The 22,052-nt window shown below is 69.3% G+C and carries 22 protein-coding genes; 12 read left to right on the forward strand and 10 right to left on the reverse strand.

The genetic code is table 11. From position 1 onward, the window contains the following. The first annotated feature begins 182 nt into the window (after positions 1–182). The 6 genes from ACWF5H_RS14155 (at position 183) to ACWF5H_RS14180 (ending at position 6,702) form a co-directional block, all read left to right on the forward strand. Positions 183–1,739 (forward strand): glycerophosphoryl diester phosphodiesterase membrane domain-containing protein, encoded by a 1,557-nt coding sequence (locus ACWF5H_RS14155; RefSeq protein WP_452037589.1) that lies wholly within the window; start codon positions 183–185, stop codon positions 1,737–1,739. Beyond that, positions 1,736–2,413 (forward strand): DUF4129 domain-containing protein, encoded by a 678-nt coding sequence (locus ACWF5H_RS14160; RefSeq protein ID WP_452037591.1) that lies wholly within the window; start codon positions 1,736–1,738, stop codon positions 2,411–2,413. The genes ACWF5H_RS14155 and ACWF5H_RS14160 overlap by 4 nt, the downstream gene beginning before the upstream one ends. Further along, a complete protein-coding gene (locus tag ACWF5H_RS14165) occupies positions 2,410–3,672 on the forward strand; it encodes a DUF4350 domain-containing protein (RefSeq protein ID WP_452037593.1) in 1,263 nt (420 codons plus the stop codon). Before ACWF5H_RS14160 ends, ACWF5H_RS14165 begins: the two co-directional genes overlap by 4 nt. After that, on the forward strand, positions 3,669–4,694 hold the full coding sequence (locus tag ACWF5H_RS14170) for an AAA family ATPase (RefSeq protein WP_452037595.1): 1,026 nt from the start codon (positions 3,669–3,671) through the stop codon (positions 4,692–4,694). The genes ACWF5H_RS14165 and ACWF5H_RS14170 overlap by 4 nt, the downstream gene beginning before the upstream one ends. 7 nt (positions 4,695–4,701) lie before the next feature. Continuing rightward, positions 4,702–5,994, forward strand: coding sequence for a DUF58 domain-containing protein (locus tag ACWF5H_RS14175; RefSeq protein ID WP_452037597.1), 1,293 nt, complete (start codon positions 4,702–4,704; stop codon positions 5,992–5,994). A gap of 66 nt (positions 5,995–6,060) precedes the next feature. Next, on the forward strand, positions 6,061–6,702 hold the full coding sequence (locus ACWF5H_RS14180) for a DUF4166 domain-containing protein (protein WP_452037598.1): 642 nt from the start codon (positions 6,061–6,063) through the stop codon (positions 6,700–6,702). 53 nt (positions 6,703–6,755) lie between these two features. Here the strand turns inward: ACWF5H_RS14180 and ACWF5H_RS14185 are convergent, their stop codons facing one another. The 5 genes from ACWF5H_RS14185 to ACWF5H_RS14205 all read right to left on the reverse strand — a co-directional run bounded on the left by ACWF5H_RS14185 (position 6,756) and on the right by ACWF5H_RS14205 (position 11,480). Continuing rightward, complete coding sequence (locus ACWF5H_RS14185) at positions 6,756–7,814, reverse strand: hypothetical protein (RefSeq protein WP_452037600.1); 1,059 nt, start codon at positions 7,812–7,814, stop codon at positions 6,756–6,758. 1 nt (position 7,815) lies between these two features. Next, positions 7,816–8,181 (reverse strand): chorismate mutase, encoded by a 366-nt coding sequence (locus tag ACWF5H_RS14190; protein WP_127511335.1) that lies wholly within the window; start codon positions 8,179–8,181, stop codon positions 7,816–7,818. Between the two features lie 72 nt (positions 8,182–8,253). After that, on the reverse strand, positions 8,254–9,390 hold the full coding sequence (mnmA, locus tag ACWF5H_RS14195; protein ID WP_452037602.1) for a tRNA 2-thiouridine(34) synthase MnmA: 1,137 nt from the start codon (positions 9,388–9,390) through the stop codon (positions 8,254–8,256). Between the two features lie 80 nt (positions 9,391–9,470). Then, positions 9,471–10,694: a cysteine desulfurase family protein gene (locus ACWF5H_RS14200; RefSeq protein ID WP_452037603.1), complete on the reverse strand. Its 1,224-nt coding sequence runs from the start codon at positions 10,692–10,694 to the stop codon at positions 9,471–9,473. A gap of 120 nt (positions 10,695–10,814) precedes the next feature. Beyond that, positions 10,815–11,480, reverse strand: coding sequence for a helix-turn-helix transcriptional regulator (locus ACWF5H_RS14205; protein WP_364648280.1), 666 nt, complete (start codon positions 11,478–11,480; stop codon positions 10,815–10,817). Between the two features lie 177 nt (positions 11,481–11,657). Here ACWF5H_RS14205 and ACWF5H_RS14210 point away from each other — a divergent pair, with 177 nt between their 5' ends. Genes ACWF5H_RS14210 through ACWF5H_RS14220 form a run of 3 tightly spaced genes read left to right on the forward strand, consistent with a single transcriptional unit; the run spans position 11,658 to position 14,643 of the window. Further along, entirely contained in the window at positions 11,658–12,893 is a 1,236-nt protein-coding gene (locus tag ACWF5H_RS14210) for an NAD(P)/FAD-dependent oxidoreductase (RefSeq protein WP_452037605.1), read from the forward strand. Then, positions 12,890–13,834: a dihydropteroate synthase gene (gene folP, locus ACWF5H_RS14215; protein WP_452037607.1), complete on the forward strand. Its 945-nt coding sequence runs from the start codon at positions 12,890–12,892 to the stop codon at positions 13,832–13,834. Before ACWF5H_RS14210 ends, folP begins: the two co-directional genes overlap by 4 nt. Further along, a complete protein-coding gene (locus ACWF5H_RS14220; RefSeq protein ID WP_452037609.1) occupies positions 13,831–14,643 on the forward strand; it encodes a pyrimidine reductase family protein in 813 nt (270 codons plus the stop codon). The genes folP and ACWF5H_RS14220 overlap by 4 nt, the downstream gene beginning before the upstream one ends. Here the strand turns inward: ACWF5H_RS14220 and ACWF5H_RS14225 are convergent. Further along, entirely contained in the window at positions 14,565–15,470 is a 906-nt protein-coding gene (locus ACWF5H_RS14225; protein WP_452037610.1) for a diacylglycerol/lipid kinase family protein, read from the reverse strand. The genes ACWF5H_RS14220 and ACWF5H_RS14225 overlap by 79 nt on opposite strands. Before the next feature lie 116 nt (positions 15,471–15,586). Between ACWF5H_RS14225 and ACWF5H_RS14230 the strand changes: the two genes are divergently transcribed. From ACWF5H_RS14230 to ACWF5H_RS14240, 3 genes are all read left to right on the forward strand, one after another. Next, the gene (locus ACWF5H_RS14230; protein WP_452037611.1) at positions 15,587–16,513 is read left to right on the forward strand and encodes a J domain-containing protein; all 927 of its coding nucleotides are present in this window, start codon (positions 15,587–15,589) and stop codon (positions 16,511–16,513) included. A 66-nt stretch (positions 16,514–16,579) separates the two neighbouring features. Further along, on the forward strand, positions 16,580–17,047 hold the full coding sequence (locus tag ACWF5H_RS14235) for a tRNA (cytidine(34)-2'-O)-methyltransferase (protein ID WP_452037613.1): 468 nt from the start codon (positions 16,580–16,582) through the stop codon (positions 17,045–17,047). Positions 17,048–17,119: 72 nt separating this feature from the next. Further along, a complete protein-coding gene (locus ACWF5H_RS14240) occupies positions 17,120–17,707 on the forward strand; it encodes an anti-sigma factor (protein WP_364648259.1) in 588 nt (195 codons plus the stop codon). Between the two features lie 65 nt (positions 17,708–17,772). Here the strand turns inward: ACWF5H_RS14240 and ACWF5H_RS14245 are convergent, their stop codons facing one another. The 4 genes from ACWF5H_RS14245 to ACWF5H_RS14260 all read right to left on the reverse strand — a co-directional run bounded on the left by ACWF5H_RS14245 (position 17,773) and on the right by ACWF5H_RS14260 (position 22,027). After that, positions 17,773–18,501: a PIG-L deacetylase family protein gene (locus ACWF5H_RS14245; protein ID WP_452037776.1), complete on the reverse strand. Its 729-nt coding sequence runs from the start codon at positions 18,499–18,501 to the stop codon at positions 17,773–17,775. 23 nt (positions 18,502–18,524) lie between these two features. Beyond that, positions 18,525–19,469, reverse strand: a complete 945-nt coding sequence (locus ACWF5H_RS14250; RefSeq protein ID WP_452037615.1) for an electron transfer flavoprotein subunit alpha/FixB family protein — start codon at positions 19,467–19,469, stop codon at positions 18,525–18,527. Positions 19,470–19,502: 33 nt separating this feature from the next. Further along, positions 19,503–20,318 carry an electron transfer flavoprotein subunit beta/FixA family protein gene (locus ACWF5H_RS14255; protein WP_452037616.1) on the reverse strand — a complete coding sequence of 272 codons (816 nt, stop codon included), beginning with the start codon at positions 20,316–20,318 and terminating at the stop codon, positions 19,503–19,505. 152 nt (positions 20,319–20,470) lie between these two features. Further along, positions 20,471–22,027, reverse strand: coding sequence for a S1C family serine protease (locus ACWF5H_RS14260; protein WP_452037617.1), 1,557 nt, complete (start codon positions 22,025–22,027; stop codon positions 20,471–20,473). Between the last annotated feature and the right edge of the window lie 25 nt (positions 22,028–22,052).

Consider the following 22,052-nt stretch of genomic DNA (forward strand, 5'->3'; position numbering starts at 1 on the left):
GTCCCCTATTTGACTGAGTTCCTGCCGCAACGGCACACCGGGCGCACCTAAAACGAGCCCACGGCCGGGCCCGGCCCGGGATTCTAGGAACTCACGGACCGAAACTATAGGCTGATGAGAGGCTAACACTTCGCCGACAGCCTCCCGCAGTCGGCCACACGAGATCAGAAAGACGGAACGCGATGAGCCACGGGGCCAACGACGCCGGGCGTGACAGCAGGGATCCGCAGCAGGGCTCCGGCGGCGCCGGTTCCGATCCGGCCGGGCAGGGCAACGACGCCGGCCCGCAGCGGCCGGGCCGGCAGGATGCGGCCGGGCAACCGGTCTGGAACCAACCGGCAGCACCGGGTCAACCGGGACAGTCCGGCCAGCCGGTCTGGGGCCAGCAGCCGGTGTGGGGGCAGCCTGGACCTGCCGCAGCACAACCTACGTGGGCACAGCCGGGCCCGCAGGCGCCGCCCGCCCCGGCCGGCTGGAACCAGCAGCAATGGGGGCACCCCGCTCCCGGCCAAACGGCAGGGCAGCCCGCGCCGGGTCAGCCGTGGGGGGAGCCCGCACCGGGTCAGCCGTGGGGGCAGCCCGGACAGGCATGGGGACAGCCCGCACCCGGCGGCCAGCAGCCAGGGTCGTGGCAGGGGCAGCAAGGCGGCGGCTGGCCGGCGCCGACCGGCCCCGGTCCGTACCGAGGTTATGTGGCACCCCCGAAACCGGGTGTCATCCCGCTGCGTCCGCTTGGCGTGGGCGAGATCCTCGACGGCGCATTCCAAGCTGCCCGCAAGAACGCGGCGGCCGTCTTCGGCACTGCGGTTCTGCTTCAAGTAGTGATCAGCGCGCTGGCCTGGCTGGTGGGCGGCCTGATCATTTCGGCCTTCGGCGGCCTGCAGGTCATGGCCAACGAGGAACTGACGGACGAATCCGCGCTGGCCTTCGGCCTCTCCATCATCATCTCCTCCTTGGTCCTGGGCCTGCTGTCCAGCGTCGGGGTCCTGGTCCTGCAGGGCGTGCTCGCCATTCCCACGGCCAGGGCCGCGGTCAACCAGAAGACCGGCTTCCGCCTGATGTTCGCGCTGGCCAAGGGCCGGATCGGAGCCTTGGCGGGACTGGGCCTGCTGTATTTGGCGCTGACGGCCGTTGCTCTGGTGCTGATCGTTGCCGGCTCGTTCTTCTTGGCCGACCAACTGGGCGTGTCCTCGGTCTGGGTGATCGTGCTGATCATTCTCGCCCTGACGGCTGTGTCCATCTGGATCGGCATTAAGCTGATGCTGGCCCCGGCGGTCATCATCATGGAACGTGCACCGCTCTTCCACTCGCTCGCCCGGTCCTGGCAGCTGACCAACCGCAGCTGGTGGCGGACCTTCGGCATCATCCTGCTGTGCACCATCATCGTCACGGTGATCACGTCGGTCATCAGCATGCCTATTTCGTTCATCCTTGGCCTGGCCGGCCCGCTGCTGGGCGATCCGACGTCGGCCGAGAGCATGCTCTCCACCATGGGACCGCTCACGCTGGCTTCGATGCTGCTGTCTTCGATTTTCTCGGCCATCGGCTACGCGTTCCAGGCCGCGGTGATCGCCCTGGTCTACATCGACCTACGGATCCGCCGCGAGGGGTTCGACGTGGTGCTGCTGCGCGAGCACGAGGCGTCCGGCGGCCAGGATACGCGCAGCATTCCGGGGCTCGGCGCCGGAACGGCGCCGGGCTCCTCGGTCCCGGGGGCATCCGGGCCGTGGGGGCCGTGACAGTGGCCCCGGCGGCTCTGGCGCTCGCCGCGGCCCTGCTGAATCCGGATCCGGAGGAGGCGCGCGAACTGCTGGTCCGCGAGCTGGCCAAAGAGGAATACCAGAACGCCCGCCCCTCCGTGCTGGAGTCGGTGTTGCAGGGGATCCTGGACTGGTTCGCCGACCTGATCTCCCAGCTGAACGGCTTCAGTCCCAATCTGGGCACGTTGATCCTGGTCCTGGCCGCCCTGCTGTTGATCGGCGCGGCCGTTTGGGTGGTCAAGCCGCGGCTCAACGCCCGGCGCCGTGCAGCGGCAGAAATTTTCGACGCCGCCGTCCCGCTCACCGCCGACGAGCACCGCCGGAACTCCCGCGACGCGGCCGCCCGAGGAGACTGGGACACGGCCCTCGCCGAGCGGTTCCGCGCGCTGGTGCGCGCGATGGAGGAGCGCGTGGTGCTGGATCCGCAACCCGGCCGGACCGCCGACGAGGCAGCCGCCGGGATTGCTGCCGCGTTCAGCACCGAAGCCGGACGGCTGCGGACGGCGGCCAACCGTTTCGACTCGGTGCGTTACGGCAAAGTTCCTGCGTCCCGGGACGATGTGGAACGGCTGGCCGCCCTGGATGACTCGCTGGCAGCAGCGTCGCCGGCGGCGGCAAGAGCGAGCATCCCACCGCTGGCGGTCCCGCGATGACCCCTACAGGAACAACTCCGGCGCCGGCAGAAGCCGAAAACCGAGCCGAACGCCCAGCCGATCGCGCGGAAGTCAACGCAGCCGGGACCCGGCCGGAAACGGTCGGCGACGGCGGCAGCGTGTGGTCCACGCTCCGCAACCGGCTGCGTCGGTGGAGCTTCTGGCTCGTCTTGCTGGTGCTGCTCTGCGGCGTCGTCGCCTTGGAATTGCTCCGCGGCCCGGCAGCCGACCGTGCCGCCCTCTCCCCCGGCAATGCCGCGCCCAACGGTGCCAAAGCCGTGGCCGAGGTGCTCCGCCAGCAGGGCGTGCAGGTGGTTGCCACCGGCTCGCTGCAGGAAACGCACGACCAACTCCAGGCGGCCGACGCCACGTTGCTGGTCCATGATCCCAACGGCTACCTGGCGGCGGACCAGCTGGAACCGCTGAAGCAGCAAACGGACCACATTGTGCTGCTTGAACCCGGCTTCGAGGCCCTGCGGGCGCTCGCCCCCGGTGTCCGGGCAGCGGGCGTGGTCCCGGGCGAAGGCGGGAACTTGCCAGCCGGCTGCACGGTCCCCGGCCCCATCCGGGCCGGCGAGATCACCCGCGGCGGCCTGTCCTACCGCGGCGGCAGCGAGATGTGCTTCGCCTTCGAAACTCCTGCGGGGGACGCGGCACCCTATGTGCGCTCCGACGACGGGGTCACCGTGGTGCTGGGGGCAGGCCATGTGCTCAGCAACGAGGCCATCGTGCAGGCCGGCAACGCGGCGCTGGCCCTGAACACTTTGGGCGCCACGGACCGGCTGGTCTGGTACCGGGCGGGACCGCAGGACATGCCCGTGGCCGAAACACCGGTCAACCCGATGAGCCTGCTGCCGGGATGGGTGCTGCCGGTTTCACTGTGGCTGATGGCCGTCGGTGTCATCGCCATGTTCTGGCGCGGGCGCAGGCTCGGCCCGCTGGTGTCCGAGCCGCTGCCGGTCCTGGTCCGCTCGGCCGAGACGATCGAGGGCCGCGCCCGGCTCTACCAGAATGCCAAGGCCGTGAACCATGCGGCGGACAACCTGCGTGCCGCCACCCTGACCCGGCTCGCCGCCCACCTGCGCCTACCCGCGGGAGCCGGCAGCGCCGACGTCGTTAATGCGGTGGCCCGGAACAGCGGGCGCGCACGGGCGGATCTGGAACGTATCCTGCGGGACGAAGCGCCCGGGACCGAAGCCCGGCTGGTGGCCTGGGCCCAAGAACTTCAGCAGCTAGAGAAAGAGATAACGCACCGATGAGCGAACAGACAGGACAGCGGCAGGCGGCCCAGTACGGCAGCGGCCCCGCCGTGGCCACGCCGCCCTCCGACGACGGCCGCCTGCGCCAGGCCCTGCACGATGTGCGCGGCGAAGTGGCCAAGGCCGTGGTGGGCCAGGACGCCACCGTGACCGGGATGCTGATCGCCCTGCTCTCGCACGGACATGTGCTGCTTGAAGGCGTGCCCGGTGTGGCCAAGACACTGCTGGTCCGCTCGCTCTCCGCCGCGCTGAGCCTTGATACCAAGCGGATCCAGTTCACCCCGGACCTGATGCCGGGCGACGTCACCGGCTCGATGATCTACGACACGCACACCTCCGAGTTCCGTTTCCGCGAGGGTCCCGTGTTCACGAACATCCTGCTGGCCGACGAGATCAACCGCACGCCGCCGAAGACCCAGGCCTCGCTGCTGGAAGCCATGGAAGAACGCCAAGTCTCGGTGGACGGCACCTCGCGGAAGCTGCCCGAGCCGTTCATCGTGGCAGCCACGCAGAACCCGGTGGAATACGAGGGCACCTACCCGCTGCCGGAGGCCCAGCTGGACCGGTTCCTGCTGAAGCTGACCATGAACCTGCCGGACCGGGACGCCGAGATCGAGATCATCCGCCGGCACAGCCTGGGCTTCGACCCGCGCGACCTGCAGGGCGCCGGGGTGCGGGCCGCGGCCTCTGCCGAGGACTTGGTCCAGGCCCGGGCCGCCGTGGCCCGGGTGGCGATTGCACCCGAGGTCGTCGGCTACATTGTGGACCTGGTCCGGGCCACCCGGTCGGCGCCGTCGTTCCAGCTGGGCGTCTCGCCGCGCGGCGCCACCGCGCTGCTCAATACCTCCCGGGCCTGGGCCTGGCTGAACGGGCGCAGCTTCGTAACACCAGACGACGTCAAGGCGCTGGCCCTGCCGGCGCTGCGCCACCGAGTCGGCCTGCGGCCGGAGGCGCAGATGGACGGCGTCCAGGCCGACGACGTGCTGCAGAGCATCCTGGCCACCGTGCCGGTCCCCCGCTGAGCACGTCATGGCGATTACCGGGCGTTTTGTCCTGCTGGCCCTGGCGGGCATGATTCCGCTGCTGCTCTTTCCGCGGCCGGCCACGGCCCTGGCGTGGTGCCTGCTCTTGGCCGCCGCGGTGGGCGTTGACCTGGCGCTGGCGCTTTCGCCGCGCCGGGTGGGGCTGCAGCGGCGGCTGCCCGCGAATGTCCGGCTGGGCGAATCAGTGACGGCCCAGCTACTGATGGCCAATCATGGCCGCCGCCAGCTGCGGGCCGTGGTGCGCGATGGCTGGCAGCCCTCGGCCGGCGCCGCGAATCCCGACCAGCGCGTGCGCATTTCGCCGGCCGAACGCCGGCTGCTCGAGGTCCGGCTGACGCCTCAGCGCCGCGGCGACCTCCTGGCCCACCACGTGGCCATCCGGTCGCTCGGTCCGCTGGGTGTGGCCGCGCGACAGATTACCGTCGACTTGCCGGGCCGACTCCGCGTGCTGCCGCCCTTTCATTCCAAACGGCATCTGCCCTCCAAACTGCGCAAGCTGCGCGAACTCGACGGACGGGTTGCGGTGCAGATCCGCGGAGCCGGCACCGAGTTCGACTCGCTGCGCGACTATGTTCGCGGCGACGACGTGCGCTCGATCGACTGGCGAGCCACCGCCCGGCGACAGGCCGTCGTCGTCCGCACTTGGCGGCCGGAACGCGACCGCCGCGTGGTGATCGTGCTGGATACCTCGCGCACCTCGGCGGCACGGATCGACGACGAGCCGCGGCTGGACACCGGGATCGAAGCGTCCCTGCTCCTGGCAGTGCTCGCAGAACGCGGCGGCGACCGCGTGGACTTTTTGGCCTACGATCGGCGGCCGCGGGCCAAAGTCGCTTCCGCGGCCAAAGGCAACCTGCTCAACCAACTGGTCAACGCCATGGCACCGCTGGACCCGGAGCTGATCGAAGCGGACTGGTCGCAGATACCTGCCGAGGTCCATGCCCTGTCCTCGCACCGGTCCCTGGTGGTGCTGCTGACCGCGCTGGATTCCGGGGCCGCCGAGGAGGGGCTGCTGCCCGTGCTGGCTCAGCTTACCGCCAAGCACACCGTGGTGGTCGCCTCGGTCAGCGATCCGCACATCGACCGGCTGCGCACCGTGCGCGACACCGCCGACGACACGTTCCGTGCCGCCGCCGCGGAGCGGGCCATGCTGGAACGGGCCGCCGTCGCGGCCCAGATCCGCCAACTGGGCGCCGAAGTGGTGGACGCTCCCCCGCACGAGCTGCCGCCCCAGCTGGCCGACATGTATATCCGGCTCAAAGCCGCCGGGAGGCTCTGACCGCCATGGGACCCGTCACCGGAATGCCCCGGCAGCGGCTCACCGCCCGGCGCGGGCGGTGAGGCCATGACGTCTGTTTACCAACGTGCGCTGGGGCCGGACTTCGCGCGGCTCCAACCCGAACTGCAGCAGTATTTCTCGCTGGCGGCAAGTGCGGAGAACGACGACGGTGCAACAGTCAGCGGCGTCGGTTCCGGAACGTTCGATGTGGCGGGCTGCCCCGTCCCGGTGCTGCGGCCGTTCCTGGACCTGACGAGCAGCGACAACGCGTTGTTCCCCGAGTACCAGCACCAGGTGCCCTTCAGCATCGAGAACCGGGCCTCGCTCAATGCCGGCGGCCAGCCTCAGCTGACCGCTGTCAGGACACTCCACTTCGACCACCGGACCCGGATCATGGAGGACCGGACCAGCTGGGACGCCAAACTGGGCAAGGCCGTCGGCGCGCTGGGTCGGAGCGGCCGCCTGCTCACGGACGTGGCGTGCTCGGTCGGCGCCGATGGCCGGATGCGGATCATCTCGCGTGGCAGCCGCCTGGCTGCCGGCCGCCGCTCGCTCCGGCTGCCACTCCTGTTCGAGGCCGCGGCCTTCACCGAACAGTGGTGGGACGGAGCCGAAGACCGCTTCCGGATCCGGACCAAGGTCATTCAGCGCCAGCTCGGAACCGTGCTCGAATACGAGGGCTCCTTCACCTACTCGGTACTCGTTTAGCCCCTGATCGCAGCGCCCGCGGAACCCGCCGGACAAAGTCCCGGCCGGGTTGCTCAGGCCTCCGCGATAACCTGGTTCAGTGCGTCGGCCGTCTGGGTCAACCGCTTCACTACCGAGCGGGCCGCCTCCGGGGCAGTCCCGGCCAGGCCGGCGGAGGGCGTGATCCGCAGCTGGGGCAGGCGTTTCAACGGCAATCCGAGCTGCCGCCATGGCCGCACTACTGAATCGACCAGTGCAGTGACCTGCGGGATGCTTCCGGCGGCGGGGTCGATCAGGCCGGTCCAGATGCGCCGGTCGGCTTCGACGGCCGCGGCGATTGTTTCCCACTGCCGGGTACCCAGCCCGCCGGTAGGGACGGCGAACCCGTCCAAGTCGCTGGCGGCCACCGCGTCCAGGCCGGAATCGGTGGCCGGAATCTGGGCCACCACTTCCACGGCACCGGCGTCGCGCAGGGCCGCGGCCAGCAGGTCCCAGGCGGCGGATGCTTCCGACGCCGGCACCGACCGCAGGGTGCGGTAGCCGCTGGCGGTGGGAATGGTCCCGGCCAGCACGGTGTCGATGTCCGGCTCGTCCAGCTGGACCACCAGCTCCGTGCCGGCCGGCAGCGAAGCCTTGACCTGGGCGAGGTGGCCTGCCGCGCCGGCCGCCAGCGACTGGGCCAGGTCGCGCCGGGCCCCGGCGTCGATGAGCGCGCGTTCACCGTTGTGTAGGTAGAGATTGGCGGCCAAGGACATCGGCCCGCGCAGCTGCACTTTGAAGTGCGAACCCGGACGCTCTTCGGCACCCACCACATCGGCCAGCACGTTCAGGTCGGTGCGCAGGGCGGAAACAGACCGGCGGTGGTCCTGCCCCGGGCGGTCCACCAGCCGCCAGCCGTGCGGCTGCAGGTCGATGAAGAGTTCCTCCAGCAATCCGGCCGTCCGTGCCACCGGGTCCGAGCCGACACCGCGATCGGGCAGCTCCACCAGATGCGGCAGGTTGGGTTCGCCGAGTTCGCCGCGAATGATCCGGGCCGCTTCGGCCGGATCAGTACCGGGCCAGCTGCCCAGCCCGGTAGCGCTCACCTGGCTGGGCCGCACCCCGGCAGCGGGTGCGTCGGAGCCGGCCGTCACCTCAGTTGCCGCCGTTGTGCTCGTCGGAGATGGCCTGGTGGTGCCTGATGACCTCGGAGATGATGAAGTTCAGGAACTTCTCGGCGAAGGCCGGGTCCAGATGCGCTTCCTCGGCGAGCCGCCGCAGCCGGCCGATCTGGGCGGTTTCGCGGTCGGGATCGGCCGGGGGCAGCTTGTGCCTGGCCTTGAGGTAGCCCACCCGCTGCGTGGCCTTGAACCGCTCGGCCAACAGATAGACCAACGTGGCGTCGATGTTGTCGATGCTGCCGCGCACTGCCAGCAGCTCGGCCATCACCTCGGGGGCCACCTGGTCGGAGAGGGAGCTGGCGGTCGGGTCAAAGTCATCGGCAAGGTGGGGCTCGGTCATGATCCCAGTTTATGGTTCGGCCCGCACCGGCATTGCACCGGTTACTCCAGTGTGAAGTCCGCCGGCGCTGTGTCAGGAAACCTTGGCCGGGTCCCAGCTCAGCGAACGGGCCGAATCAATGGTTGCCTGACCCAGCACCCGGGTCCCCTGGTAGAGGACCATTGTCTGGCCCGGAGCCACGCCGCGCATCGGCTCGATCAGGGTGACCACCAGTTGCTGCCGGCCGTCGTCATCGAGCTCCGACTGCGCCCGGGCGGCCACCGGGTCGCCGTGCGCACGGACCTGGACCATGCACTCGAATGCGGTCTGCGCTTCCACCTCGGGCAGCGGCAGGCCGGCCCAGGAAACTTTGATGCCGCGCATCTGGTCCACGGCCAGCAAGGCCTCCGGCCCCACCACCACCTTGTTCTCCTTGGGCCGGATCTCCAGCACGAACCGCGGCTTGCCGTCCGGCGCCGGACGGCCCAGCTTCAGTCCGCGGCGCTGGCCCACGGTGAACGCGTTGGCGCCCTCGTGTTCGCCGACTACCTGGCCGTCCTGGTCAACGATTGATCCCGTCTCCATTTCGATCTTTTCGGCCAGCCAACCGCGGGTGTCGCCGTCGGAAATGAAACAAATGTCATGGCTGTCCGGCTTGTTCGCCACGGAGAGCCCGCGCCGCGCGGCTTCGGCGCGCACTTCGGCCTTGGACGGCGTTTCGGCCAGCGGGAACATGGAATGTTTGAGCTGCTCGTGGGTCAGCACGCCCAGCACGTAGGACTGGTCCTTGGCCCAGTCGGCGGCGCGGTGCAGTTCCCGGTTGCCGTGCTCGTCTTCGATCACCTTGGCGTAGTGGCCGGTGCACACCGCGTCGAAGCCCAGCGCCAGCGCCTTCTCCAGCAGCGCGGCGAACTTGATCCGTTCGTTGCAGCGCATGCAGGGATTGGGCGTCCGGCCGGCGGCGTATTCGGCGATGAAGTCGTCGACCACATCTTCCTTGAACCGCTCGGAGAAGTCCCAGACGTAGTACGGGATGCCCAGGATGTCGCAGGCGCGCCAGGCGTCCCGCGAATCCTCGATGGTGCAGCAGCCGCGGCTGCCGGTGCGGAGTGTGCCGGGCATCCGGCTCAGGGCCAGATGCACGCCTACCACGTCATGGCCGGCCTCCACCGCCCGTGCCGCTGCCACGGCGGAGTCCACGCCGCCGCTCATCGCTGCCAGTACCTTCATGAATTCGATTCCCTACTGATGTGTTGTCTGTGTCTGCTGCGGCCCAGTGATTCGAGCCGATGCAGCGTGCGTTGCGCCGGTCAATCCGCCTGTGTGCCGGCGGTCTGGATGCTGGAGACGTGCCCGGCCATGCCGGCCTTTTTCGCCCGTGCGTAAGCCTCCGGCAGCGCAGCCACCAATGCGTCAACGTCGGATTCGGTGGTTGTATGCCCGAGCGTGAAGCGTTGCGCGCCACGGGCTTCTTCTTCGCTCAGCCCCATCGCCAGCAGGACGTGCGAGGGCCGCGGCACTCCCGCGGTGCAAGCGGACCCGGTGGAGGACTCGACGCCGGCCAAATCCAGCAGGAACAGCAGCGAATCCCCCTCGCAGCCCGGGAAGGTGAAGTGCGCGTTGCCCGGCAGCCGCCGGCCGTGCTGTTCCGGATCCGGAGTCCCCCGCAGCACCGCCTCCGGAACGGTGCGTACGACGCCGGCAATGAGTTTCTCGCGCAGGTCCGCCAACCGCCGGGCTTCTTCCGGCAAATGCCCGACGACGGTCTCCGCCGCGGCGGCAAAGGCGGCGATCGCCGGCGTGTCCAGAGTGCCGGACCGGATGTCGCGTTCCTGTCCGCCGCCGTGCTGGACGGGCGTCAGCTTGACGTCCCGGCGGACCAGCAGCGCGCCGACGCCCACCGGGCCGCCGATCTTGTGCCCGGTGATGGCCATGGTGTCCAGTCCGGAAGCCTTGAAGTCCACCGGCAGGTGCCCGAAGGCCTGGACCGCGTCGGAGTGGACCGGAATCCCCTGCGCCTGCGCGGCGGCAACGATCTCCGCCATCGGCTGGACGCTGCCTACCTCGTTGTTGGCCCACATGACGGTAATCAAGGCCACGGCTGCGGGGTCCGCGTCGATTTCGCGCTGCACGGCCTCGATGGAGACCACGCCGTCCGCGTCGACCGGCAGCCAGACTGCTTCGGCTCCTTCGTGCTTTTCCAGCCACTCCACCGTGTCCAGCACCGCATGGTGTTCCACCGGCGAACACAAAATACGGCGGCGCCGGGGGTCGGCGTCGTGACGCGCCCAGTACAGCCCCTTGACGGCCAGGTTGTCCGCTTCGGTGCCGCCGGAGGTGAAAATCACTTCGGACGGGTGGGCTCCGGTTGCGGCGGCGATCCTCTCGCGGGCTTCCTCGACCACCCTGCGGGCACGACGGCCGGAGCCGTGCAGCGACGAGGGGTTGCCGCTGCGGCTGAGTTCGTGGGTGAGTGCGGCCAGGGCCTGCGCCAGAATGGGCGTGGTCGCCGCGTGGTCAAGGTACACGGGCACGCCAACATTTTACATGGCCCCCTGCATGTACCCCAGCCGTCGCCCGGAACGGCCGGCGGAACGGGCTGTCCGGCTGCCGGCAGGACCGCTTCCCGCCCGGGCATCACACGGAGCGCGGCATCAGGCGGGCGGGCGTCGGTTGATCCTGGCGCAGCAGAACGGCCCGTCCGGATCGGCGGCGACGCTGTGGTGCCGGTCCGCGCAGCCGTCCAGCATCCCCTCCAGCAGGGCCAGGTTCAGCCCGCACACCGTCTGCGTGTGGCTCCGCGCCAGCAGGTGGAACGGGCAGTTTCCCAGCGCAAATCCGGCCGCATCGGGCAGCGGCCGGTAGCCCGCCGATGCCAGCGCGGCTTCCATCCCGGCCGCGCCGGCCCCGAGCTCCAGGCCCTTGGCACGGGCGGCCTCGGCTACCAGCTCATGCGCCGGGCGCGCCGTCCGGGCCGATTCCTCCACCGCCGTGGCCAACAGCTCACCGGCCAGGTCGTAGGACCGCTCCGGCACGGAGGCCGAGACTTCCGGCACCGCGGCCGTGTAAACCTTCGACGGCCGGCCGGAGCCCGGCCCGGATTTGCCGCTGAGCTTGCGGAACTCCACAGTCAGCAGCCCGTGCCCGGCCAACGCATCCAATTGCAGGGACACGGTGCTGCGCGGCAGATCCAAGGCGGCCGCGGCTTGGTCCCGGGTCACCGGTTCGGCGCTGTGCCGGACGAATTCGAACAGGCGGCGGCGGACGTCGTCGCCCAAGGCGGTGACGGCCGAGAGTCCGGGCGGAGGATGTTCGGTCATGGCGCTCTTTCCGGTGGCTGATCCATTGACTTCTGCGGGACGGATTTCTAAAGTCGAACATAACCATTTTAGAACATCTGGCCCTGCCCGAACAGGCAGCTGCCGGTGCTTCCATCAGATCGGCAGCTGGGGCTGTGAACCGCCCGGTGCCCGCCGGCACTTTGAAGGAGCGCTGCCATGGCAGAGAACCCGATCGTCATTGCCGGAGCCGGGCTGACCGGCGCCACCGCTGCCGAGGCGCTGCGGCAGGGCGGCTACGGGGGCGAAATCGTCCTGGCCGGTACCGAGGACCAACCACCTTATATTCGGCCGCCGCTGTCCAAGGACTTCCTGGCCGGACGCGAGGACGCGGAGGCGGCACTCGTGCAGCCGCCGGGTTGGTATGCGGAGCATGGCGTCCGGCTGCTGCGCGGCACCACGCTGGAGTCTTTCGATCCCGGCGCCCGTACCGCGACGTTCTCGGATGCCATCACGCTGAAGTACTCCCGGCTGCTGCTGGCCACCGGCGCATCGCCGCGGCGGCTGGACCTTCCCGGGGCCGGTCTGGAAGGGGTGCACTACCTGCGCACGCTGGATGACAGCGAATCCCTGCACACGCTGCTGGCGGCCGGGAACCAGCGGTTGGTGGTGCTGGGCATGGGCTGGATCGGGATGGAGGTTGCCGCCACGGCGCGCCAACTGGGAAATGAGGCCACCATCGTGGGCCGCGGCCAGGTCCCGCTGGCCTCGGCGCTGGGCGGAACCATCGGCGGCATCTTCGCGGACACCCATCGCCGCGAGGGCGTGCTGCTGCGCACCGGAGGCCGGCCGGTGGAAATCATCGGCGGGAACGGCAAGGTCGGCGGCGTTCTCCTGGACGACGGCGAGCGCCTCCCCGCGGACGTGGTGCTGGCAGCCATCGGCGCCGTCCCCAACACCGCGGTGGCCGAGGCAGCCGGGCTGACGGTGTCCAACGGCATCGATACCGACCAGCGGTTGCGGACCTCGGCCGAGCATGTCTTTGCCGCCGGTGACGTGGCCCGCGCCTATCACCCGGCCTACGGCGCGCCGCTGCGCAGCGAGCACTGGGCGAATGCCATTGCGCAGGGCAAAACTGCCGCTGCCGCCATGCTGGGCCGGGATGCATCCAACGATGACATCCCGTACTTTTACACGGACCAGTTCGGCATCGGGATGGAGTATTCCGGCTACTTCCCGTGGGCGGCGGAGAGCGAACCGGTCATCCGAGGCAGCTACCAGGATCCGGACAAGTTGGAGTTCATCGCGTTCTGGCTGCGCGAGGGCAAGGTGGTGGCTGGTATGAATGTAAACATCTGGGACGTCCAGGAGCCCATCCAGGACCTGATCCGGTCGGGCCGAACGGTGGACGCCGCGGACCTGTCCAACCCCGACAAGGAGCTGACCAGCCTGTGAGTCAACCACTGACGGAGCGAACGCCGTCCGGGGCCTTCCTGCCCGAGTTGCACCACCCGGTGCACGAGTTCGGCTCCCGCCGGATCGATTTCCGCTCGCAGGTGGCACTGATGGCCATCGTCAACCGCACGCCCGATTCGTTTTACGACGGCGGCCGGACCTTCGCACTCGAGGCTGCCATCGATGCTTCCCTGCAGGCGGTCGCTGCGGGGGCGGACTGGGTGGACATTGGCGGCGTGCCCTTCGCGCCGGGACCGGCCCTATCAGCGCGCGAGGAAGCGGAACGGATTGTTCCGGTGATCGAGGCGGTGCGGGCCGCCTCGGACGTGGTGATTTCCGCCGACACGTTCCTGCCCGCGGTGGCCGAGGCGAGCATCCGCGCCGGTGCGAACGTCATCAACGACACCACCGGACTGCAGAACCCGGACATGGCGGCGGTAGTAGCGGAGGGCGGGGCACATCTGGTCATTACCCACTCGCTCGCCGCGCCCCGCACGGTGTATCCGCGGCCCCACTATGACGACGTGGTGGAGGACGTTGCCGGCTTCCTGCGCCGCAAGGTGGACCTGGCCGTGGAGCTGGGCATCCCTGCGGAGAAAATCATCATCGACCCGGGCCACGACCTGAACAAGAACACGCTGCATTCGCTGGAAATCACCCGCCGCTTCGGTGAAATCGCCGCCCTCGGCTACCCCGCGCTGGCGGCGGTTTCCAACAAGGACTTCATCGGCGAAACGCTGGACCAGCCCAAACAGGAACGGCTGTCCGGATCGCTGGCTGCCGCCGTCATCTGCATCATGAACGGCGCGCGGATCCTGCGCATGCACAACGTTCCCGAAGCCAGCGCCGCCATCCGCATGGCCGAGGCGGTGCTGGGCTGGCGCGAACCGTCCTATCTGAAGCACAACATGGGCGACGTCAACGAACCGGCGGCGCAGTGACCCGGCCGATCCGGCGCATCCTGCCGCCCGGGCCGGAACAGGCCACCGACCAGGACCTGCTGGACTGGTACGGCGAAGTCCCGAGGTCCGGCCCGTGGATCCGGTTCAACTTTGTTGCCAGCCTGGACGGTGCGGCCACCTATGAGGGCCGTTCCGGGACGCTGGGCGACGAAGTGGACCAGCGCGTCTTCCTGCTGCTGCGGCGGCTGGCCGACGTGCTGGTGGTCGGGGCCGGGACCATCCGGGCGGAGGGCTATGGCGGCGAGCTGCTCTCGGCCGAGTCGCAGGCCTGGCGCACCGCGCGCGGCATGAATCCGCATCCGCCCGTCGCGGTGGTCTCCGCCTCGCTGGACCTCGATCCGGACAGCGAGTTCTTCACGGCCGCGCCGGTGCGCCCCATCGTGTTGACCAGTGCCGCCTCCCCCGCGACCCGTCGCCGCGCACTGGAACGGGTGGCGGATGTGGTCGACGCCGGCACCGCCCGGGTGGAGCCCGCGTTGATGGTGCGGGCGCTGGCGGCCCGCGGCTACCAGCAGCTGCACAGCGAAGGCGGCCCCACCCTCTTTGGCAGTTTCCAGGCCGCGGGACTGGTCGACGAGCTGTGCCTGACCATCAGCCCGCTGCTGGCCGGCGGCACCGGCAAACGGATCTCGGACCATGTTCCCGGCCAGTCGCTGCAGCGGCTTCAACTGCGCCAGGTGCTGGAGTCCGGGTCCATGCTGCTGCTGCGTTACACCGCCGCTGACAGGGCACCCGGCACCACATCGACGGATACCGGCAGCCTGCCGACCGGTTCGCCGTCGGCATAGGCGGTGACCCCTGCGGCTTCCAGCCGCACCGTCCGCACCCGCTCGATGTGGACCGCCGGATGGTCGGTATGCCGGCCGGCGTAGACGCGCGGAAAGATGCCCAAGAAGGCGGGACGGGACAGCGGCGAGACGATGAACAGATCCAACGCACCGTCGTCGTACGCTGCCTCCGGGACAATGCGCATTCCGCCGCCGATCGACCGGCCGTTGGCAACGGCAACCAGCATCGCGTCGGTCCGGCGCGGCACCCCGTCCACGACCAGGCTGTAGCTGAGCGGGCGGAAGGAGGCGAGTTCGCGCAGCATCGCCAGCGGGTAGCGCAGGCGGCCGCGCGGGAAGCGCCAGCGGTTGGCCCGGTCGTTGACCGCGGCGTCGAAGCCGGCGGAGAGGACCCCGGCAAACCAGCAGGTGGTTCCGTCCGCGCGGGTGACCCGCCCCAGGTCCACCTTGCGCGGCTGCTCCAGCGCCTGCAGGAAATGCCCGACGGCGGTGCGCGGCTGCGTGGGCAGGTTGAACAACCGGGCAAAATCGTTCCCGGTCCCGGTCGGCACAATGCCCAGCGGAACCTGCGTGCCCGCCAAGGCGTTGACTGCTAAATGAACCATTCCGTCCCCGCCCACCACCAACAGGGCGGAGATCCCGCGGTGCAGCTCGCCGGCCACCAGACCCGCGAGCGCGGACCACGTCTCCGCCCGCAGTTCGACGGCGTCACGGCCGCGGCTGGCCAGTTCCGCCATCACCTCCGCACCGGCGCGGGCAGTTGTCCCGAACCCGGCGTGGGGGTTGATCGCGACGGCGATCGGGGCATCGGGCGGCAGCGAAGTCACAGCAGATCATTGTGGCAGCAAGTTCGCGTGCAGCCGCGGCACGACACAGGCGGCCGCTTCCCGGCGGTTACACTGGGCTTCGCGCAGGACCCCCAGACCCTACAGAGAGGCGGCCGGTGACTCCCCCATCCCACTACGATGCCTTGGGGCTGCCGGTCACTGCCACCGAACAGCAGATCAAGGCCGCGTACCGCAGGGCCGCAAGGGCCACCCATCCGGACCACGGCGGGGATCCGGCCGAGTTCCGCCGCGTGAGCCTGGCCTATGAAGTCCTCAGCAACCCGCAGACCCGGTCCCGCTATGACCGGTCCTACGGCGCCGCCACCGCACCGGACGCACGGACGGACAGCGCCGAGTCCTTCGCAGCATCCGCCGCGCCCCGGCGGACACCCGGGCAGCGCGGTCCCTCGGCATCCGACGCGCCGGTCTTCGTACCTGCCTATGAGTCCGCCGAGGCCTCCACCGGTCTGGCGGAAAACATCGCCCGGCAGCAAATCCATGGGGTGCCGCGCAAGCGCGGAATCTTCGGTGCCGGCGCCCGGCTGCGCCGCGAGGCCCTGAGCGTGCAATTGATCAGCCGGCAGATTCTTCCGGCGATTCCGTCGGCGCGGCTGGTCAATGGGCTGCATTCGCCGGCCGACAACGGGTTCATCGACCATGCGCTGCTGGCCGGCTACCGGTTGGCCCTGATCGATTCGATGCTACTGCCGCGGGGAAACTTCCGCTGGGACGGGCGCACTCTGCACAAGGACGGCCGCGTGGTGGAACCGCCGCTGCTGGCACCGGCGGTGCGGCGGATGCAGGATTTGTTCCCGGAACTCAATGTCACCGGCTGGATTGTGATCCATTCCGCGGACGGGAACCTGCACGAACCGGTGATCGACTACACCCGCGGCTACGATCCGGACGGCATTGCGCCGGTGCACGTGGTCAACGCAGCCCGGCTGGTGCGCGAGACCAAGCAATTCCTGTCCTCCGGACCGGCACCGAACACGGTGCATGTCCCCTCGCTCGCCCGGCTGCTGGCTGGGATGCACAGCTGACGGCTGCGGGTTTGCCGACCGCCGGCCGGTCCGGGACGGTGCTTCGGCGCGCTTAGGATGGACTCCGTGTTCCGCATCCTCTTCTACACTCCCGAGATCCCCGGCAATACCGGCAACGCCATCCGACTGGCCGCGGTCACCGGAGCCGAACTGCATCTGGTTGAACCGCTGGGTTTCAGCTTCGAAGACTCCAAACTCCGCCGCGCCGGCCTGGACTACCACGACCTGGCGGTGGTCCACGTGCACGCCGATCTGGAGGCCGCCTGGCAAGCCCTGCAACCCGAGCGGGTCTTCGCTTTCACCTCCGATGGCGAGACTTCCTACACGGACGTCTCCTACCTTCCGGGCGACGTGCTGATGTTCGGCCCGGAGTCCGTCGGGCTGCCGGAAGCGGTCAAGCAGGATGCCCATGTGACGGCTCGCCTGCGCTTGCCCATGCTGCCGTCGCTGCGATCGCTGAACCTGGCCAATTCGGCCTCGATCGCCGTCTACGAAGCCTGGCGGCAGCACGGCTTCGCCGGGGCGAAGCTCTAGCCGCGCACCGGAACGGCAGCGTGTCGGCGGCCACAGAGGCACCGCGCCCGGGGACCGATAGACTGGCAGCCTATGGATACGCCACAGCCATCTGATCGCCTGGCCAGCCCCGGAAACTCCACCGAGGGGAACGACTACGCAGCAGCGGATGAGGACCACTCCGTCTTGCACGCCGACCAGTTGACCGGCGGAGCAGACGAGGACGTGCGGCAGCCGATGCCCGCGGTGACCAAGTGGCTGTTGCTGGCCCTGGCTGCCATCGTGGTGATTATTGGTGCCATCGCCGTGGCCGGAGCCCTGGGCGGAACCTCTGACCAGGACGTCGCGGATGCACCGGACGTTGTCTCCAGCCAGCAGGAAGTGGAGGGCGGCGGCACCGTCGACGCCTCGATCTCACTGGAGAAGAACGCTGCCGTCCTGACGTTCAACGACGTCGCGGCGTCCGAGGGGCGCACCTACCAGGTCTGGCGGGTCCCGCTGGACGGCTCCGCGCCGGTATCGGCCGGCACCATTGAGGCCGCGGACATTACCGCGGGCAACCCGGTAGTGGTCGACGGCATCTCCACCACCCGCGAACTGGCCGTATCGGTCGAGGCGCCGGGCGGGGCCGAGTCCCCCAGCCTTCCGTTCGCCGTCATCATTCCCACGCCGGCCGGCTAACCCGTTGCGCTGCCGGCGCCAGTGTCCGGCAGCGCAGGGCCCACCGCCGTGCCGGTCCGCCGCCGTCAGAATCCGGCGATCGTCTCCGGGGTATTGATGCCCACCACGTGGAAAGCCTCCGCACTGCGGCCGGCAGGAAGCCCGCCGCGCTCGGCGTTCTCCACCAGATTCTGCCGCACGCGGGCGTCCATCCCGGCCAGGTCAGGGTGCTGGCTCGCGTGGATGCGGATGGCGGCCAGCTTGGTATCGACCCAGTCGGTGATGTCCACGAAGTGGTTCTCCCGCTCTCCCGGCCCGCCGTAGAACCACAGATAGGGCACTTTGTAAGCGGCCAGCCCTGCCTCGAGCAACTCGGGATACGCGTACGGGTTCTCCACCGCCGGGTAGATCGCGCGGGTCACGATCTCACCGCAGGCCAGATGGTCCGGGTGGCTCTTCTGGATCCGGTCCCAGGCCCGCTCCGGGTGCATGGAGAGCACAATGTCGGGACGGATCCGCCGCATCAGTTCCACGGTCTGCCGGATCACCTCGTGGGTGGGTTCCAGGTAGCCGTCGGGCTGGTGCAGGAAGTGCAGGTCGGTCACGCCGGCCAACGCCGCGGCTTTCGCCTGCTCGGCCGCCCGCAGTTCCACGATGCCGGCCCGCTGGCCGTCATCGAAGCCGCCGGCATCGCCGTCGGTCATGATGCAGTAACTCACCTGCACGCCCGCGGCCGTCCAGCGGGCAATGGTGCCCGCCGCGCCGAAATCCAGGTCGTCCGGGTGCGCGGCAAAGACGAGGACACGTGCCGGCATGAACTCCGCAGCAGTCACCGCGGCTAGCCCTTCCGCCGGCGGATCTCGGCGGCGGCCTGCGGCAGGACTTCAGCCAGGTCGCCGACGATGCCGAAATCGGCAATCTCGAAGACCGGCGAATCGGCGTCGTTGTTGACCGCCACAATCACCTTGGCGGTCTGCATGCCGGCCTTCTGCTGGATGGCGCCGGAGATGCCGGCCGAGACGTACAGCTGCGGCGAGACGGTCTGGCCGGTCTGGCCCACCTGTGCCGAGTGCTCGATCCAGCCGGCGTCGGTGGCCGCCCGTGATGCGCCGACCGCCCCGCCCAAGGCGTCGGCCAGGTCCTCGATCGGCGAGAAGTCTCCGCCGGTTCCGCGGCCGCCGGCTACCACCACGCGGGCCTCGGTGAGCGCCGGCCGACCGCTGGCCGCTTTCTCCGCGCGGTGGGTGATGCGGGCCGCGGGGCCGAAGTCCCCGGCGTCCACTGTCGCCACCTCCGGCACGGCCGCTTCGGCCGCCGGGGCCTCGGCAACGGCGTTGGCCTTCACGGTGATGATCGGCGTGCCCCGGCCGACCTGTGCCTGCACCGTGTAGGCGCCCGCGAGCACGCTCTTGGTCACGGTCAGGTCGGCGGAGATACCGATCGCGTCGGTAATGACGCCGGAGTCGAGCTTGATCCCGGCCCGGGCAGCAATCTCCTTGCCTTCGAACGTGTTGGGCAGCAGCACCGCGGCCGGGTTGGCTTCACGGGCGGCAGCGGCCACGAACGCAGCCTTCGGGGCCACCAGGGCGCCGTCCAGGTCGGCGGACGGCCGGTAGATGGTGCCCACGCCGTAATCCCCGAGCGTGGTCCGGACGGCGTCGGTGAGGTCTCCGTTGAACGCCGCCACTGGCTCGCCGATGCTGCGCGCCAGCGTGAGCAGTTCCAACTGGCCCTTGTGCAGGGTCTGGCCGGGATGGTCGATAAAGACAAGAACTGTGGGCATGGTGCCGATATCCTTCGCGGTTTCCGTGGCGGACTAGAGCAGGTTTTGGGCGGCCAGGAAGTCCACCAGGCGGATGCCGGCGTCGCCCTCATCGGTAATGATGGTGCCCTGCGATCGCGGCGGGCGTGCCTCGGCCGTCCGGACGGCGGTCCAGGCCCCGGCGGTGCCGACCTCGGCGGGCTGGATGCCCAGGTCCGCCAGCGTCACCGTGGCAACCGTCTTTTTCTTGGCCGCGATGATGCCCTTGAAGTTCGGGTAGCGCGGTTCGTTGATCTGGTCGGTGACGGACACCAGCGCCGGAAGTTCGGCTTCCAGGCTGTCGGCGTGGGTATCCCCGTCGCGGCGGGCACGGACCGTGGTCCCGTCCAGCTCCAGGCTGGCGGCGAAGGTCAGCTGCGGCAGGCCCAGGCGCTCGGCCAGCTGCGCCGGGACCAGCGAGGTTTCGCCGTCCGTGGACGCCATGCCGGTGAGCACCAAGTCAACTTCGCCGAGGCTCCGGATAGCCGCTGCCAAAACCAGCGACGTTCCGGTGGCATCGGAGCCAGCCAGCGCGTCGTCGTTCACATGCAGGCCTTCGGTGGCGCCGATCTGCAGGGCCTTCTTCACCGCAGTGGCTGCCGCCGCCGGGCCCATGGTCAACGCAATGACCCGGTTGCCGGCCTTCGGCCCGCCGCGCTCCTCCGCCAGCTGCAGGGCGGATTCAATGGCGTATTCGTCCAGTTCGGAGAGGATGCTCTCGGACCGGTCCACCGTCGCCGGATCGCCGGTCAGGTGGCGGTCGAACTGCGCGTCCGGTACATATTTGACCAGCACCACGATGTTCAAGGCTGTGCCTGCTGCTTTTTGCATCCTCGCTGAACTTCCTTCCGCCGTCCACGGCCCGCGCGGGTGTTGCGGGCCGCTGCAAACACCCTAACCTTACCGGGAACGCCACGTCGGTAAACACCTGCGGCCCCGCCGTGAATGGCGGGGCCGCAGGTGCGTCGCAGGAACCGTGTAGGTCAGGCTTGGCCTTCGCTGAGCGTCACGTCGGCGGTGTGCGTCTCGCCGCCGCGCAGGTAGGTGACCTTGACGGTGCTGCCGGCGGCATGTTCACGGATGGCGGCGGTCAGGGACTGGCTGTCACCGATCACGCGGTTTTCCACCCCGGTGATTACATCGCCCTTCTGCAGTCCCGCCTTCGCCGCGGGCGAATCCTTCACGACCTCGACCACATCCGCGCCGACCGAGAACTGTGTGTTGCCGGAGGAATTCCCGGAGGCCTTGGCAGTGACCGAGACCCCCAGCATGCCGTGGCTTGCCGACCCGTCCTTGATCAGTTCCTGGGCAACCCGCTGCGCGTAGTTGCTGGGAATGGAGAAGCCGACGCCGATGCTGCCGCTGTCTTCGCTGGAGGACGCGATGGCGACGTTGACGCCGATGATCTCGCCCTTCGTGTTCACCAGCGCACCGCCGGAGTTGCCGTGGTTGATGGCCGCGTCGGTCTGGATCACGTTCAGGAAGATGCTGCCTTGTTTTGCGGACTGTTGCTCGCCGGGGAACTGGAAGTTGAACTGGTCGTTAGGGCTGGGCTGCGCGCTGTCGCCGGAATTTTCCGGAACCGCTGAGGAGGAGACGCTGATGGTCCGGCTCAACGTGGATACGATTCCGTCCGTGACGGTGCCTGCCAATCCCAGCGGCGCGCCGATGGCGATGGTGGTGTCGCCGACGTTGAGTTTCGCCGAGTCGCCGAACGTGGCGGGGGTGAGGCCCTCGGCGTCGATCTTGATCACGGCCAAGTCCGACAGCGGGTCGGTGCCGACCACCTTTGCCTTGTGCACCTTGCCGTCGCTGGTGCGCACCTCGACGTCGGGACTGGACGTCTGGCCGCCGAGCGTCACCACGTGGGTGTTGGTGAGGATGTGGCCCTCGGTGTCCAGGATGATGCCGGAACCGGAACCGCCGGTGTTGCCGCTGGCCACCGAAATCGTCACCACGCTCGGGGACGCTTTGGCCGCGGCCGCGGTGATGGCGTTGACCGAGTCGGTGTTGTTCACAATCAACTGCTTGGCCGGGCTGCCGGCAATCGAGGTGCCGGCGGTGCCGTCGGCCAGCGCCTGCGAACCCACAGCCACGCCGCCGCCGGCGAGGCCCGCAAGCAGCATGCCGGCAATCAGTGTCCCGGTGCCGAAGCGCTTCTTGGCGCTGACCGCGGTCTGCGTTCCGCCGTAACCGGCAGCTGTTCCGGGGCCGAAGCCGGTTGGGCCCTGGCAGTGGCTGCCGTAGCCCCCGTGTCCGGACGAAGTGTCCTGACCGTAGGACGGAGCGGCATACTGGCCAAACGCGCCCGGAGCGGACTGGCCGTACTGGAGCGTCGGTGAGGTCGTCGGTGAGGTCAGGGGCTGCGTCTGTTCCTGCGCCGGGACCTGCCGGGCGGCGTCAGGGGCCGGGGAACCGAACTGCTCGGTGTCGTTGGCAGCGGACCGCTGCTCTCCGGCTCCAGAGGCCGGCGGATTCTGCGGCTGGGGCGGTACTGGCCGCGCTGGCCGCTGCTGCGGGTCCTGATTATTCTCAGTCATGGCAGGTCCTTTCTTGGTCTGCAGT

This window comes from Arthrobacter sp. NPDC055138, assembly GCF_053607305.1.